General features: G+C 67.7%; 10 protein-coding genes. 2 read left to right on the forward strand and 8 right to left on the reverse strand.

From position 1 onward, the window contains the following. On the forward strand, nucleotides 1-1195 hold a 1195-nt coding region (locus DEIPH_RS08660; protein ID WP_321163339.1), incomplete at its 5' end, for a sensor histidine kinase. Between the two features lie 47 nt (nucleotides 1196-1242). Here DEIPH_RS08660 and DEIPH_RS08665 read toward each other — a convergent pair. From DEIPH_RS08665 to DEIPH_RS08690, 6 genes are all read right to left on the reverse strand, one after another. Then, nucleotides 1243-4338, reverse strand: coding sequence for a GAF domain-containing protein (locus tag DEIPH_RS08665; RefSeq protein ID WP_034356915.1), 3096 nt, complete (start codon nucleotides 4336-4338; stop codon nucleotides 1243-1245). Nucleotides 4339-4711: 373 nt separating this feature from the next. Next, nucleotides 4712-5758 (reverse strand): LacI family DNA-binding transcriptional regulator, encoded by a 1047-nt coding sequence (locus DEIPH_RS08670; protein ID WP_034356917.1) that lies wholly within the window; start codon nucleotides 5756-5758, stop codon nucleotides 4712-4714. Nucleotides 5759-5766: 8 nt separating this feature from the next. Then, nucleotides 5767-7374, reverse strand: a complete 1608-nt coding sequence (locus DEIPH_RS08675) for an FAD-dependent oxidoreductase (protein ID WP_034356919.1) — start codon at nucleotides 7372-7374, stop codon at nucleotides 5767-5769. After that, a complete protein-coding gene (locus DEIPH_RS08680; protein WP_051517258.1) occupies nucleotides 7371-8249 on the reverse strand; it encodes a carbohydrate ABC transporter permease in 879 nt (292 codons plus the stop codon). Before DEIPH_RS08680 ends, DEIPH_RS08675 begins: the two co-directional genes overlap by 4 nt. After that, on the reverse strand, nucleotides 8239-9120 hold the full coding sequence (locus tag DEIPH_RS08685; RefSeq protein WP_051517259.1) for a carbohydrate ABC transporter permease: 882 nt from the start codon (nucleotides 9118-9120) through the stop codon (nucleotides 8239-8241). The genes DEIPH_RS08680 and DEIPH_RS08685 overlap by 11 nt, the downstream gene beginning before the upstream one ends. A 5-nt stretch (nucleotides 9121-9125) precedes the next feature. Further along, on the reverse strand, nucleotides 9126-10352 hold the full coding sequence (locus tag DEIPH_RS08690) for an ABC transporter substrate-binding protein (protein WP_034356925.1): 1227 nt from the start codon (nucleotides 10350-10352) through the stop codon (nucleotides 9126-9128). Nucleotides 10353-10604: 252 nt separating this feature from the next. Here DEIPH_RS08690 and DEIPH_RS08695 point away from each other — a divergent pair, with 252 nt between their 5' ends. Then, nucleotides 10605-11735 (forward strand): peptidase C39 family protein, encoded by a 1131-nt coding sequence (locus DEIPH_RS08695; protein ID WP_081790849.1) that lies wholly within the window; start codon nucleotides 10605-10607, stop codon nucleotides 11733-11735. Nucleotides 11736-11962: 227 nt separating this feature from the next. On the opposite strand, the gene DEIPH_RS20970 is transcribed toward DEIPH_RS08695, so the two are convergent. Together DEIPH_RS20970 and DEIPH_RS08700 are read right to left on the reverse strand one after the other, a co-directional pair. Continuing rightward, the gene (locus DEIPH_RS20970; protein WP_407636506.1) at nucleotides 11963-12088 is read right to left on the reverse strand and encodes a hypothetical protein; all 126 of its coding nucleotides are present in this window, start codon (nucleotides 12086-12088) and stop codon (nucleotides 11963-11965) included. A gap of 374 nt (nucleotides 12089-12462) precedes the next feature. Next, nucleotides 12463-14061, reverse strand: a complete 1599-nt coding sequence (locus tag DEIPH_RS08700; protein ID WP_081790850.1) for a flavin-containing monooxygenase — start codon at nucleotides 14059-14061, stop codon at nucleotides 12463-12465. Nucleotides 14062-14068 lie beyond the last annotated feature (7 nt).

Below are 14068 nucleotides of genomic sequence, written 5' to 3' on the forward strand. Positions count from 1 at the left end.
GTTCCCCCCCCCCGCCACTGACATCCAGATGGAATCGCCCGCTACGCTCGAAGCCAGCCTCCAGGCCCTCGAAGCCCAGGTGCTGCGGCTCCAAACGGCGTTGGACCAGACGCAGGTGCTGTTCCAGGAGAGTCCCGGTGCCGCCTTTCTCCTGATCCCACAGGGCCGCATACTGGACGTGAATGTGCGGGGGGCGGCCCTGCTGGGGTCCACGCGCGAGGTCCTCCAGGGCCGCCGCCTCGCCCAGTCCCTGGCCCCCGCGTCCCAGCCCACCTTCGCCGCACTGCTGGCACGGGTGTTCGAGGGCCGGGGGCGGCAGACGGGTGAAGTCCAGGTGCTGACCTCAGGTGGAGAGGTTCTCGACATTGCCCTGGAGGCCAGCCCCCAACAGTCCGGTGGCGAATCGCCCTGCTGTCACCTCACCCTGACGGACGTGACCGCCTTCAAGCTGGCCCACCGTGCCCTCTGGGACACCCAGCAAGCCCAGGAGACGCAGCTTCAGGATCAGGCCCTCAAGCTCCGGCAGCTTCAGGAGGAGTTCGAGAGCGTTATGCTCGCGTCTGGGAGAGAGATGGAGGCTACGCTCACCCGCGCAGAAAGCTTTCTGACGCTCTCGCGGCAGCACCCGGAAACCCCCAGCTACCTGGCCCACGCGGAGGACGGGGTGCGGCAGACCCAGGGGCTGCTGGAGTCCCTGAAGCAGTACATGCAGATGCGCTTCCTGCGTGCCCGGATGCGCTCTGTGGACCTGGGGCGGGTCCTCCGCGAAGTCCTCAAGGACGTGCAGGATCAGATGGCAGGCCGCGACGTTCAAGTCACAAGTGAAGCATTACCCACGGTGTACGGCGACAGCCAGGCCTTGCAGATCATCCTTCACGAGTACCTGTCCAATGCCCTGAAATTCACCCGGACGCAGCCCCGGATTCGCCTGCATGTCCTGGTGCAGGAGACTGAAACCGAGTACCGCATCGGGGTGGAGGACAACGGCGTGGGCTTCAATATGAGGCAGAAGGACAAGGCCTTCGAGCTGTTCGGGCGGTTGCATCCATCCGCAGAGTACGAGGGTACGGGCCTGGGGCTGCCGGTGGTGCGGCGGCTGTGCGAGCGCTTCGGGGGCCGTGCCTGGGGGGAAGGCAAGGTGGACCAGGGGGCCACCTTCTGGTTCGCCTGGCCCAAAACCCCAGCGGGGAAATGAACCCGGCTGCCAAACCTGGCCGCCGTCTTTCTTGTTCCCCCCCGCCGCTACATCCCGGGTTTGTGCTGACGGAAGAGGGCTTCCAGTTCGTTCACCGCCTCGTCCCTGGGGAAGGCCAGGACGACCTTGCCGCTGGTGCGCTGCGCTTCCGCCCACGCCCAGCCCCCGTGCCCGGCCAGGATGCGCCGCACCTGCACCAGGCCGCTCCCCTCCAGCAGGGGCACCGCCTGGTCCGTCCGCACCGTCAGGTCGAAGAGGGTGGCCGCTTCCTCCCCGGTCAGCCCCAGCCCGTCATCCTCCACCGTAACCTGCACTTCACCTTCCACCTCCCGGCTGCTGACCGTCACGTACCGTGCGCCGCGTGTCTCGCTCAGCGTGAAGGTCATCAGCACCTCCAGGGCCTGGTGCAGTAGCGCCCGGTCCCCCCGCACAATCGGGAGCGGCTCGATTCGCCAATGCATCTGCGCGCCTCTGGCTGTGGCGGACACTTCCGCCCGCACTTCCCCAAACAATTCCCCTAGCGAGAGGAGTTCTTTTGTCACGTCCTGCTGTTCCAGCCGGGCGAGTTGCCGCAGGTCCTGGGCCACACTCCTGAGTCGCGTCACCTCGTCGTGCAGGGCTGCCGGATCGTAGGGGGACAGGCCCGCCAGGGCCTGCGGGTCAAGAGGCCGCCCGGGGTCGAGCAGGTCGCCCAGCCGCCGGGCAGGCTCCTCCAAGTTGTGGGCGGTGCGGATGATCAGGTTTCCCAGTTCGGCGTTCAGGTCCGAGAGTCTCTCGCGTTGCCGCTCGATCTGCTGGATACTCGCGGCGCGTTCCAGGGCCAGGCGGAAGCTGTCCCCCACCGCGCGGAACACTGCCTTCTCCCGCTCGGTCCAGGTGGGGGCGTCCGTGGAGGCCATGCCCAGGATGCCCACCGGATGATCGGGCGGAAACAGGGGATACCGCGCCACGGCCCCGTAGGCTGCTCCTTCGGGCAACCCCTCTGCGGCGGCATCCCACGGCTCGAAGAACATCGGCTCCCGGCGCTCGGCGGTCAGGGCGAAGCTCGGTGCGCTGTCGGGGAGGCCCGCATACAGGCGGCTCTCCAGCTCCGGTGCCACGGAACCGGAGACGTACCGCGCCTTCCAGAGGCCCTCCCCTCGCTCGAAGTACACCGCGCTGCGGACGTTGAGCGTGGTTTGCAGCAGTTCCGCGGCGCGCTGCGCGAGGGCGTCCACGTCGTTGGTGCCTGCGGTCAGCTCGGTGAAGCGGGCAAAGGCTTCCAGCGCCTCCCGTTCCTGGTCGAGTTGCAGGGTCTGCTCGGCCCGCTCCAGCGCCAGGGTCAAGCCACGCGCCACCGCGCCGAACAGGGTCCGGTCGCGTCCGGTCCAGTGCTGCTGCTCGCGGCTCGCCAGGCCCAGCAGCCCACGCACCTCTCCCCCCAGCACGATGGGGATGTGCCCCGACCTGCGGTACTCCCCAGTGTGCTCCACCGCTTGCTGCTCCGGGTCCCACTGGTCGGTGAATACGCCCCGCTGTTCCCGCACCGCCTGCGCGATAAAGGGAGTTGTGCCGGGCAGACCTGAGCGCAGCAGCTCCAGCAGGTCGGGACGCAGGTCGTCACTCCACACCCGCGCCCGCCACAAGTGACCTTCCGGCTCGTAGTACACCGCCGTGCCGCCCGGGTAGCGGGCCAGCAGCACGTCCACCGCCTTGCGGGCCAGCACGTGAATGTCTGTCTCGGTGCCCACCGCCTCGGTGAAGGCCGTATAGGCGTCCAGTGCCGCCCGCTCCTCGTCAAGTCTGCGGACCTGTTCGGCCCGTTCCAGCGCGAGGGTGAGGCCGCGCCCGACGGCCCGGAACAGGGCACGGTCCCGCTCCCGCCACTGCTGCCGGTCCCGTGATCCCCCGCCGAAGAGGCTGTGTACCTCCCCGCCCACCAGCAGCGGGTACAACACCGCTGTGCCGTACTCCTCGGTGTTCCGCACCCCCTCCCGCTCGGGGTCCCAGCCATCCCGGAACACCGCCTGCCGTGAGCGCAACGCGTCTGCGATCAGGGGCGTGTCGGACAACGCCGCGTTCGCGTCCAGCACCTCCTGGCGGACATCCTCGCTCCACACCCGGAACTTCCAGTGGTCCCCCTCGCGCTCGAAGTACGAGAAGGTGTCCGCCGCCCCGACCTCGCCCAGCACCTGCATCGCCCGCCGCACCAGGGCCAGCACGTCGTTCTCGGTGCCCACCGCCTCAGTGAAGGCCACGAAAGCAGCCAGCACCGCGCGCTCCTCCTCCAGCTTCCGGGTCAGCCTGGCCTGCTCACTGGAACGCACCCGCACCAGCGCCGCCCCCACCTGCTGGGCATACTCGGTGAGAAAGCCCCGGTAGGCCTCGTCCAGCGCCACCTGTGGGTTAAGGCCCAGCACCAGCACCCCGGACGGCTCCCCCTGCTCCACACCGTCCACCAGCAGGGCCAGGGCAAGGCGCGGGGCTTCACCCTCAGCGGGCCAGTTCAGCCGCAACGGTTCGCCTGACCGCAGCACGGGCAGGAGGGTGTCCGGGAAGGCCTCGTCACCTCTCAGGTACAGTTCGACAAAGGGGAGGTCAGGTACCGGCTCTGTCGTCTCCACCAGGTGCCGCAAATCGGCGACGGTCGCCGCCCCGGCGAGCCGTGTGGAAGAGTCGAGCCGGACCTCCGCGCGGCGCGCCCCCAGCACCTGCGCGGTGGTCTCGACGCCGGTGACCAGCACGCCGCCGACCTCTGCGTGGTCGTCACGGATGGGGCTGTAGCAGTACGTGAAGTACGTTTCCTCCGGGAAACCGGAGCGTTCGAGGACATACCGCTGGTTCTCGAAGGAGAAGGTCTCCCCGCGCCGCACCCCCGTGTAGAGCGGTTCGATCACGGCTCGCGTTTCCGGCCAGACCTCCAGTACGGGCTGCCCGAGCGCGTCGGGGTGGCGCGGCCCCAGAACTCGGGCATAGGCGTCGTTGTAAATCTGGATCAGGTCGTCACCCCACAACACACTCGTGGAAATGGCGCTGGAGAGGACCAGGTCCACGACGGTCCGCAGGCTCTGCGGCCAGGCGTCGCGGGGACCCAGCGGTGTGCGTGACCAGTCGAACGCGGCAACGCGCGCGCGCATGGTCAGGGGGGCAGGGGGAGAGTCCACGGTCTGCCCAGCATAGGGAGGCAAAGCTGTGGGGAGAAGAGGAGATGGTCAAGGTTGAGCGCCGTTCCGTTGAGACTTGCACAGGGGAAGACCCTCTCCCTGGCCTCGTGCCAGACGAATAAAAACAGCCCTATGCCGGTTCCCCGTTCTCTTGCTACCGTGAGGCCGCTTTGACCGCTTGCCGGACTCGGGCCGAGCGGGAGGGGCGGCCCACGGCGACCGACTTGCGGGCGCTACCGCCCTGGGCACCCCCGCCAGTGGAGAACCAAGAGGCCATGCGGCGGTAGGCCGCCGCATGGGCCTGCCTCTCCGCGTGCGGCAGGGGCGGCTATCTTCCTGCACAGCTTCAGCATGTCTGTCTGCCCCCCATCCCCTACCGGGCCTCGGCGGGACCTCTGCCGATGGTCGCGCCCACCACGATCTCACACGGAAAGACGGTGGAAGCCGCCGGTTCTCCGGCCACCAGCAGGCGCAGCGCCTGCACCGCGCCGCGTCCCATCTCCCGGCGTGGGACGTGCAGGCCGGACCAGGTGGGATCTCCCGCCTCCCCGCTGATGGCGTCGCCCAGCACCGCGGCGGAGAAGTCGGCGGGAACCGTGTACCCCGCCTCACGGGCCACCTCCAGCAGGCGGCGCATCAGGGCGTCATTCTCCAGCAGGAACGCCGTGATGCCCCCTTCCAGGGCCCCTCGCAGCCAGGCGTGGTCCAGGTGCCCGGGTTCCAGGCGCTCCACCCGGGCCAGGTCAAGCGCCTGGGCAAAACCGCGCTCCCGGTCCAGGGCGGATTCATCCGGCCCAGGTGGACCCACATACAGCAGCTCCCGGTGCCCACGGGCCAGAAAGCGCCGGGTCAGCTTGGCGGTGGCCGAGGCATAATCCGCCTGGACACAGGTCAGGTCCGCCCCCGGCACGGTCCGCCGCCCGATGAACACGGCCGGGTGGCCGCTGTGGACCAGGGCCGCCAGCTCCCGGCGGTCCTGGTCGCTGGGCCGGCCCAACAGGAGCGTGCCGTCGGTCAGGGACAGGCGGGCCCCCAGGTCGCGGGGGAGGCGGCGGCCGCCCCGGCCCCCGGTGTACAGCAGCAGGTCGAGGCCGCTGCGGGCCGCTTCCTCCTCGATACCTTCCAGAAAAGGGGCGTAGAAGTCACGGGTGCTGCTGGGAAAGACCGCCTCGTAGGTGAACACGCCGACCAGGGAGCTGCGGCCGCCCACCAGGCGGCGGGCCGCCGCGTTCGGGACATACCCGAGGTCCCGAATCGCCTGAAGAACGCGCGCCCGCGTTTCCGGGTGAATGCGGGCCTGGTCCGTCTGCCCGTTGAGCACCTGAGAGACGATGGTCTGCGAGACACCGGCCCGCTCCGCCACCTGTTTCTGGGTGGGCGGGTTCCGGCTGGCCTGCTGGCGGGGAGGGGGGCGCGTCACGGCCGCACCTAGAACGCGGGGGAGGGCGTCAGGCGGTACGCCTCCGGCCAGGCGAGCGGCAGGCCGAGGCGCGTCAGGAGCTGCTGGAAGTCCGGCAGGTGCCGTTCCCGGACGCCGGCGGGAGGCTCGCCCCGCTCCAGGCTGAAGGCGGCCAGGGCACCCGCCGCCTCCCCCGCATTCCACTCGACGGGATGAAGCCGGTAGCAACCGTTGGTAATGTGGGTCACGCCCAGCGTTTTCCCGGCGGCGATCAGGTTGCCCAGCCGCACCGGAATCAGGGCACCCAGGGGAATCTGGAAGGGCCAGCTGGCGACATCCACGTAGCCCCGCCCGCCCGTCCCCGGATGCAGGTCGATGCGGTACTGCCCGATGCCCACACTGTCCGGAAAGACTTCCGCGCCCTGCTCGTTGCCGCGCGCCTCCACCCCGATCATGTTCTCCGTCACCGTGAACTGCGCCCGGATCCGCCGCGCCTCGCGGATGTAGGGCCGCAGGGCGAGGCCGTGCGTGAGTTCCGTCCCGGTCAGGTCCCCGCGCAGCCGCAGGCCGGGATAACCCCCGCCCTTCCCGTCATGCCGGGGCGCTTCCGTCTGCATCCAGTACAGCAGCGAGAGGCTGAGTTCCCGCGCTGCCGCCAGGTGCCGCTGCTTCTCCTCCTCGGGCACGCCGACGAGCGGTCCCAGCCAGTAGTCGTTCTGCGGCCAGTTCACCAGGGTCACGTCCCCGATGGGGGGCGCGTAGTGCCTTCCCGCCACGATGCGGCGGTAATGCCAGAAGTCGCCCTTGTGGGCTTCCTCCCGGGGGTCGCTGAAGAGGTCACGGTAGACCGGCAGGCCGGTAATGGGATGCGGATAGGTCCAGGAGAGTTGCGGCGCGGGCCAGAAGGGGGCCTGATAGCTGCGCCAGAAGTCGTAACTCTGTGGACGCGGGATGGTGTGGTCCTCGCCTTCCCGGTGGTCCACCGCGAAGCACCAGGTGATGGCCTGTTGGTTCAGCGGGTCCGCCTCCGGCAGAGCGTGCGGTTCGCCCGTCTCGTCCTGGCCCTCCGCGCCGGTCACGCTTTCCGCGCCGCTCAGCCCGGTGAGTTCCCCCAGTTCCGTCGCGTCAAGGAAGTACGCGGCGTGGACGGTGTGCCTTACCCCCGACTCATGCTGGAAGGTCACCGCCCCGATGCAGTCGCCCGCCACCTCCGCCTGAATGGGCCGCGTATTCAGCCAGACCCGCAGCTGCCTGGAGGTGAGGTAGGGGGCAAGCAGCCCCTCCAGGACGCGCAGGGCCACGCGCGGCTCGTGGCACAGCCGTCCCACGTTCCCCGCGCCGGGATTCAGGTGGGCGTCGGAAGCCGCCTCCGCCGTGATGTGGGGATGGGTCCGGTAGACCTGCCGGACCCCCTCCCGGAATTCGCGGTAGGAGGCGGTCGCGCCGTACTCCTCGACCCAGATGGCCTCGTCGGGCGGAACGGCCTGACTGGTGAGCTGGCCGCCGATCCAGGGCGACTCCTCAGTGAGAATCACCTGCCGCCCCAGCCGCAGGGCACTCAGGGCAGCCGCGACCCCGCCGACGCCGCCGCCGACAATTAGGATTTCGGTGCGGTGTTCCCTTATATCCCGGCTCATCCCTTGGTCCCGCTGGCCGCGAGGCTCTCGATAAAGGTGCGCTGCGCCATCAGGAAGGCCAGCAGGACGGGCAGGGCCACCAGCACGCTGGCCGCCAGGGTCAGGTTCCAGTAGGTGCCCCCCAGGGGGTCGGTGAAGCGTTGCAGGGCGAGCGGCAGGGTCATCTTGGCCTCGTCGTTCAGGTAAATGAGCGGGTTGAAGTAGTCGTTCCAGGAGTTCAGGACGGCGAAGATCGCCACCGTCGCCAGCACGGGCCGGGAGAGGGGCAGCATGATGTACCGGAAGACCCCCAGCGTGCCCAGGCCGTCGATCCGCCCCGCCTCCTCCAGCTCGCGCGGCAGCGTGATGAAGTGCTGGCGCATCAGGAAGACCGACAGTGCCCCCGTCGCGCTGAAGATTTGCAGGAGAATGATCGGCACCAGGGTATTGGTGAGATGCAGGTTCTTGAACGCGATGAACTGCGGGATCGCCACCAGTTCCGCCGGGACCATCATGGCGGCCAGGGTCATCACGAAGGCCACGTCACGCCCCGGAAAACGCATCCGCGCGAAGGCGTACCCGGCGGTGGCGGCGAGAAGCATCGTCACCGGGACGCTGATCGCCAGGGTGAGCAGGCTGTTGAGGTACTGCCGGGCAAAGGGATACCCCGCGAACACCTGCGTGAAGTTCTTCAACCCGGCGTCCACGTTCAGGCCAAAGGGGCTGCCGAAGATGCCCTGCGCCGACTTCAGGCTGGACAGGAACATCCACAGGATGGGCAGGACGAAGGGCAGGCAGACCAGGGCCAGCAGGACGTACAGCAGCAGCGTCCAGGCGGGACGGGCAGGGAGCCGCTCAGCCCTGCGTGCGCCTGCGGAAACAGCATCAGTCCTCATAGAACACCAGGGCCTTGCGCAGCCGCCATTGCAGCAGCGTGAGGAGCAGCACGGCAAAGAACAGCACCGCGGCAATCGCGGAGGCATAGCCGAACTCGAAGAAGGTGAAGCCCTGCTTGAACATCGCCACGATCAGGGTGGTGGTCGCGCCCGCCGGGCCGCCCCCAGTGAGCACCCAGATCGGCGTGAAGACCTTCAGGGCACCGATGACGGTGACCAGGAACACCAGGAAGAGGGTCGGCGAGATCATGGGCAGCGTGATGTGGCGGTAGACCTGCCAGGGACTCGCGCCGTCGAGCCGCGCGGCCTCCCGCTGCTCCGGCGGCACGCCTTGCAGGGCGCTCAGGAAGATCACGGTGTTCAGCCCCACCGCCTTCAGCACCTCAATCACAATCAAGGTTCCCAGGGCGGTTTTGGGGTTCAGGAGCAGGTTGGCGTCAAGGCCGAGGTGCTGGAGGCCCGTGTTCAGCGGTCCCTGTGGCTGGAGCAGGAACTTCCAGATCAGCGACCACGCCACGATGGGCATCACCACCGGGGAAAACACCATCGAGCGGAAGGCCGCGATGCCTGCCAGCCTCACGTTCAGCAGGCTGGCGAGGAGCAGGGCCACCGTCAGGTTCAGGGCCACGATGCCCACCGTGAAAATGGCGGTGACGCCCAGACTGCCCCGGAATTCCAGGTCGCGGGCCAGTTTCGCGTAGTTGGCGAAGCCCTTGAAGGTGGGCGCGTCCAGCAGGGACCAGCCGGTCAGGGACATCCCCAGGACCGCCACCAGGGGCAGCAGCACGAAGACCAGCATGCCCAGCAGGTAGGGCAACGCGAACAGGAATCCTTCCCGCGCCTCCCGCCGGGCCAGCAGATGGCTCGCCATACGGGTTACAGGCCGTCCACCGTCTGACAGGTGCGGTCAAGGATGGCTTTCGTGTTCGCGCCGGGCTGGAACACCTGATCGAGGCTGCCCGTGATCAGGTCGTTTGCCTTGAGCCAGTTCGTGTCGGTTTGCAGGACGCGGGCCTGGCCAAGCTGGCTGATCAGAGCGGTTTTGAGTGCGCTGGCCGGAACAGCGGGATTGGCGTTCAGATAGGCGCTGCTCTTCAGGACCGACTGGCGGGGCGGCGGGAAGAACTTGGCGGTGCGGGCCATGTTCTCCTTCGACGCGAGGAACTTCAGGAAATTGACGGCCTCCGCCTGGTTCTTCCCCTTGCTGAAGACCGCGTATCCGGCCTGTCCGAGTTGCGTCACGCGCCCGGCGCTCCCCTTGGGCAGCGGCGCGACGCCCCACTTGAACCCGGCGTCCTTGAGCTGCCCGGCGTAGCTGATGTTGTCGAAGTACATGCCCAGCTTGCCGCCGTCGAAGCTGGTCTGATCGCCGGGGCGCGGCATGGACTGGTCCTTGAACATCATGTTCTGCATCAGGCCAAAGGCCTGCAGGCTCCCCGCCGAGTTCAGGTTGCACTTCATGTTCTTGTCGTACACGCCGCCACCGCTCGACCACAGGACCGCCAGCAGGCCGCCCGCCCACGCCTTGGGGTCAAGCCGCATGACGCGGGCACCGGAGCTGCCCGTTTTCTGCTTGATCGCCAGGGCCGCCTTCTGGAAATTGGTGTAGTTCCACTGCCCCTTGGCGTACTGCACGGTCGGGTCCGCGAGCCCGGCCTGCTTGAAGAGGTCTTTGTTGTAGAAAAGCACCAGTGGCGAGTTCGAGAAGGGAATGCCGTACAGGTTGGCGCCCCGCTTCCAGAGGGCGAGCGAGGAGGTCGCAAAGTCGTTCAGGTTGAACGAGGCGTCCTTGCCCAGCGCGCTGAGGTTGGCGAGATTGTTCGAGGCAATAAAGGTCGGCACGTCCCGCTCGGCCACCCAGCCGATGTCGGGGGCGTCGCCCGAGGCGATCTGCACAGCCAGCTTGCGGCTGTAGTCCGCGAAGGGCGTGACCTCGACCTTGACGTTCGTGCCGGTCTTGGCCCCGTACTCCTGCGCGAGCTGCTGCAAGAGGGCCAGGCCGTCCCCGCCGGCCCAGGTGCTGAAGCGCAGATCGGCAGCGCCCGCGCTGCCACCGAGAATGAGAAACGAGGTCAGGGCGGCGGGCAGGGTACGGTGACGCATACGAAACCTCCGTTGCTAATACGTATTGGCTTGGGAGCACAGTACGAACTGGAGGGGGGGCTGTCAAGCGTGGTGCTCAGGCTCCCGGAGGCCCTGTCCTGACCTGTTGCGTTGCTGGGATCACCTTCCAGGTGCTGAGCGGGTTGGGCTGGAGGTGCTGCGCCGACATGACATGCGGGTCGCCCGCTCCCCTGTTCACGTGGCCCTGGACTCTAATCCAGCCGGGGCGGGTGCGTGTTACGGTCACCGCGTATGCAAAAATCCACCCTTCCGGCCCTGTTGCCGGCGGCCTTGCTGCTGGCCGCCTGCACCACCGCTCCCCAGGTCCAGGCGCCCCCCCGGGCCGAGGCCCCGCTGAAGGTCACGGACAGCGCCTACAGCACCACCCTGGTCTGGAACACCGGCGGCCACTGGACGAATGGCACGCTCGACGGCCTCCGGCTCAGCGGCGACACCCTGGTCCTCGCCCCCGGCAAGACCGAGGGCACCCTGACCAGCAACGTCATCACAGTGAACGCCTATGACCAGCTTATCCCCTCCTGGAACGCCGAGACGGGCGCCAAAGGCAGCCTCCGCGTCGAGGTGCGCCACCAGAAGAATGGCGACACCTGGACCAAGTGGTACACCTTCGGCACCTGGAGTCAGGCGGAGGGACGCGCCAGCGTCGACGATCAGAAGGACGCCGACGGCACCGTCTGGACCGACACCAACAACCTCTACGGCAGCGCCGTCACCACCCGCTACCAGTACCGCGTGACCCTCAAGGACGGGGCCACGCTGGGGCAGGTGGCCATAAACACCGTGAACACGGACCTGGGTCTGGCGGGGGCCGGGGCGGCGAGCGACCGGAGCGTCTGGGGCAAGGTGCTGAACGTGCCCGAGCGCTCCCAGATGATCTACCCGGACGGCGGCGAGGTGTGGTGCTCCCCCACCTCGACCAGCATGGTGATGGCGTTCTACGGGATCGACGTCAGCGTGCCCGACGCGGCCAGGGGAACCTACGACGCCGTGTATGACGGCACGGGCAACTGGCCCTTTAACGTGGCCTACGCGGCCGAGCAGGGGCTGCGGGGCTTCGTGACGCGGCTGCCGAGTCTGGCCGATGCCGAGAAGTACATTGGGGCCGGGATTCCCGTCGTGGCGAGCATCCGCTGGAAGGAAGGCGAATTGCCCGGGGCGGCCATTCCCTCGAGCAGCGGTCACCTGCTGGTGATCGTCGGATTCGACGAACAGGGCAATCCGGTGGTGAACGATCCGGCGGCGGCGGACAATGACAGCGTGCAGCGCACCTACCCGCGCGCGATCTTCGAGAAGCTGTGGCTTGGTGCGTCGGGCGGCATGGTGTACGTCATCCACAAAAACGGCATGACCGTGCCGCTGTAGGGGGGCAGAGCCAGGAGAAAGGGCCGCACAGCCGGGAGGGGTCCCCTACTGTGGGTCTCCCCTACCGGTCAAGCGGTTCCGTGGGCCTGCCAGGCTTTTATCTCAACCCAGTCCAGGGCGAATGAGGCGCAAAGCGGCAAGGGGATCAGGGAGGCCAGAAGCTTCTGGCCTCCCTCCCCACTCACCCGCAGGACAAAGTGTTGGAAGAGATGACAGACGGCGGTGCTCTACCGCGCGCAGGGTGCCACCAGGTCGGGGAACCGCTCGGCGAAGGTGCGCACTGGACAGCAATTCCGACAACGGAACCGCCGCACCTGCAACTGGATGCGAACCGTCAAGCCGCCCCAGGGCAAGTGTTAAAACCGCCGTTCGTAGTGGCTGTGAATGCTGTCTGAGAGAGCTTGACACCTGGGGCAGGGCTGCCGGACCGCACAACGCGACCGGTGGAGGCTGACCACATCAGCCTCCACCTCACACTGGTCCACCACAACTTGGAGTTCTGCGGGAGACAGCCTGCTGAGTACGTCGTTCAGCGTGCCCATTCCCCCAGGCAGCACACCCACCTGACCCGCTGCACGGAATCAACGGAAGAACCAACGGCGCGCAGTCTGACTTCGCCAGCAGAGTCCGAACGTTTCCGCAACTTGGCGATACGGCCAGCACTGCCCCGTGTCGTGACGCCTTCCCATGCTAAGGACTCATCCGTGGATGGTCAGACCACTCCACCTCACGCCTGGGCCGCAGCCCGGGCTGGGGCGAAGTTGAGGACGCCGTCGTCAATAGGCGAGAACTGAATGGCGACCTTGTCCTGAAGGTAATTCTGATGCACCTGCCAGGGTTTCCGTGACCCCTGCTTCGGCAGCAGCGCGGTACTTCGCGTGACGTACCCGGAGTTGAAACTGAGGAGAGGCTGCTCAGTGACGGACGGGTCCGCCTGGGGGACGACCGCGCCGTACCCGTGCCGGTCCATGTACCCCATCAGGCGACAGACGTAAGCCTGGGTCAGTTCGGCCTTGAGGGTCCAGGCCGCGTTGACGTACCCGAAGGCGTAGGCGCAGTTCGGGACGCCGCTGAGCATCATGCCCTTGTAGACCAGGCTGCGGGCGGGGTCCACCGGCTGGCCGTCCACCGTGAAGGCGATGTCACCCAGCACGTTCATTTTCAGTCCAGTGGCGGTCACGATGATGTCGGCCGGCAGTTCCTGCCCGCTGGCAAGACGGATGCCGTGCGGCGTGAACGCCTCGATGGTGTCCGTGACGACCGACGCCCAGCCTTCCCGCACCGCCCGGAAGAGGTCGCCGTCCGGGACGGCGCACACGCGCTGATCCCAGGGCTTATACGTAGGGGTGAAGTGCCGCGCGTCGAAGGGTTCGCCGACGTGCTGCGCCGCGTCCTTCAGGAGCTGGTTCTTGAAAAGCCGCGGCGCCTGCCGGGCAATACTGTAGAGGAGCATGTTGGTCAGGATGTTCCGCCAGCGAATCACCCCGTGGGCCGCCCGCGCGGGCAGCCGTTGCCGCAACTTCAGGGCGGTCTGATCGACCAGCGGCTGCACCGCGATGTAGGAGGGCGAACGCTGGAGCATGGTGACCTGTGCCGCCTTTTCCGCCAGCGCCGGGACGAGGGTGACCGCTGTGGCCCCGCTGCCGATCACCACGACCCGCTTCCGCGCATAGTCGAGGTCTTCCGGCCAGAACTGCGGGTGGACGATCTGTCCCCGGAAGGTCTGCTCGTTCGGGAAGTCAGGGCGGTACCCCTCCTCGTAACTGTAGTACCCGCTGCACAGGAAGAGGAACTTCGTTTTGAGGGTGATGGTTTCGGGGCGGCCGTCCTCCGTCCGGCGCTCGGCGGTGACGGTCCAGCACTGCTCGCCGGAGGACCACTCGGCCTTCCTCACCTTGTGCCCGAAGCGGATGCGCTCCGTAATGCCGGCCTCGTCCGCCGCGTCCTGGATGTACTGGCGGATGTCCGCCCCGTCCGCGATGGATTTCTGGCCGGTCCAGGGCTTGAAGCTGTAGCCCAGGGTGTACACGTCGGAGTCCGAGCGGACGCCGGGGTACCGGAAGAGGTCCCAGGTGCCCCCGATGGCCTGCCGCGCTTCCAGCAGCTCGAACCGTTTGCCCGGACACCCCTCCAGCAGGTGCCGCGCCGCTCCGATGCCCGACAGTCCTGCACCAACGATCAACACGTCCAGCTGCTGGGAGGTGTCCGGTGTGTTCCGGTGGGGCTGCGCCCCCTGGGGCTTCCGGGGGGTCTTCCGTCCCGACGCGAGCACGAGGCCGGCCAGGGCCAGCGCGCCGAGGGGCAGCAAAGTCTTCCGCAGTTTCATGACATTC

The sequence above is a fragment of the Deinococcus phoenicis genome (genome assembly GCF_000599865.1).
GTDB lineage: Bacteria > Deinococcota > Deinococci > Deinococcales > Deinococcaceae > Deinococcus > Deinococcus phoenicis.

Bases quoted from the DNA above. Each gene is read 5' to 3' on its own strand.
- DEIPH_RS08685 (WP_051517259.1), bottom strand. From the start codon at position 9,120: ATGGCGAGCCATCTGCTGGCCCGGCGGGAGGCGCGGGAAGGATTCCTG.
- DEIPH_RS08680 (WP_051517258.1), bottom strand. From the start codon at position 8,249: ATGAGGACTGATGCTGTTTCCGCAGGCGCACGCAGGGCTGAGCGGCTC.
- DEIPH_RS08690 (WP_034356925.1), bottom strand. From the start codon at position 10,352: ATGCGTCACCGTACCCTGCCCGCCGCCCTGACCTCGTTTCTCATTCTC.
- DEIPH_RS08695 (WP_081790849.1), top strand. From the start codon at position 10,605: ATGCAAAAATCCACCCTTCCGGCCCTGTTGCCGGCGGCCTTGCTGCTG.
- DEIPH_RS08700 (WP_081790850.1), bottom strand. From the start codon at position 14,061: ATGAAACTGCGGAAGACTTTGCTGCCCCTCGGCGCGCTGGCCCTGGCC.
- DEIPH_RS08675 (WP_034356919.1), bottom strand. From the start codon at position 7,374: ATGAGCCGGGATATAAGGGAACACCGCACCGAAATCCTAATTGTCGGC.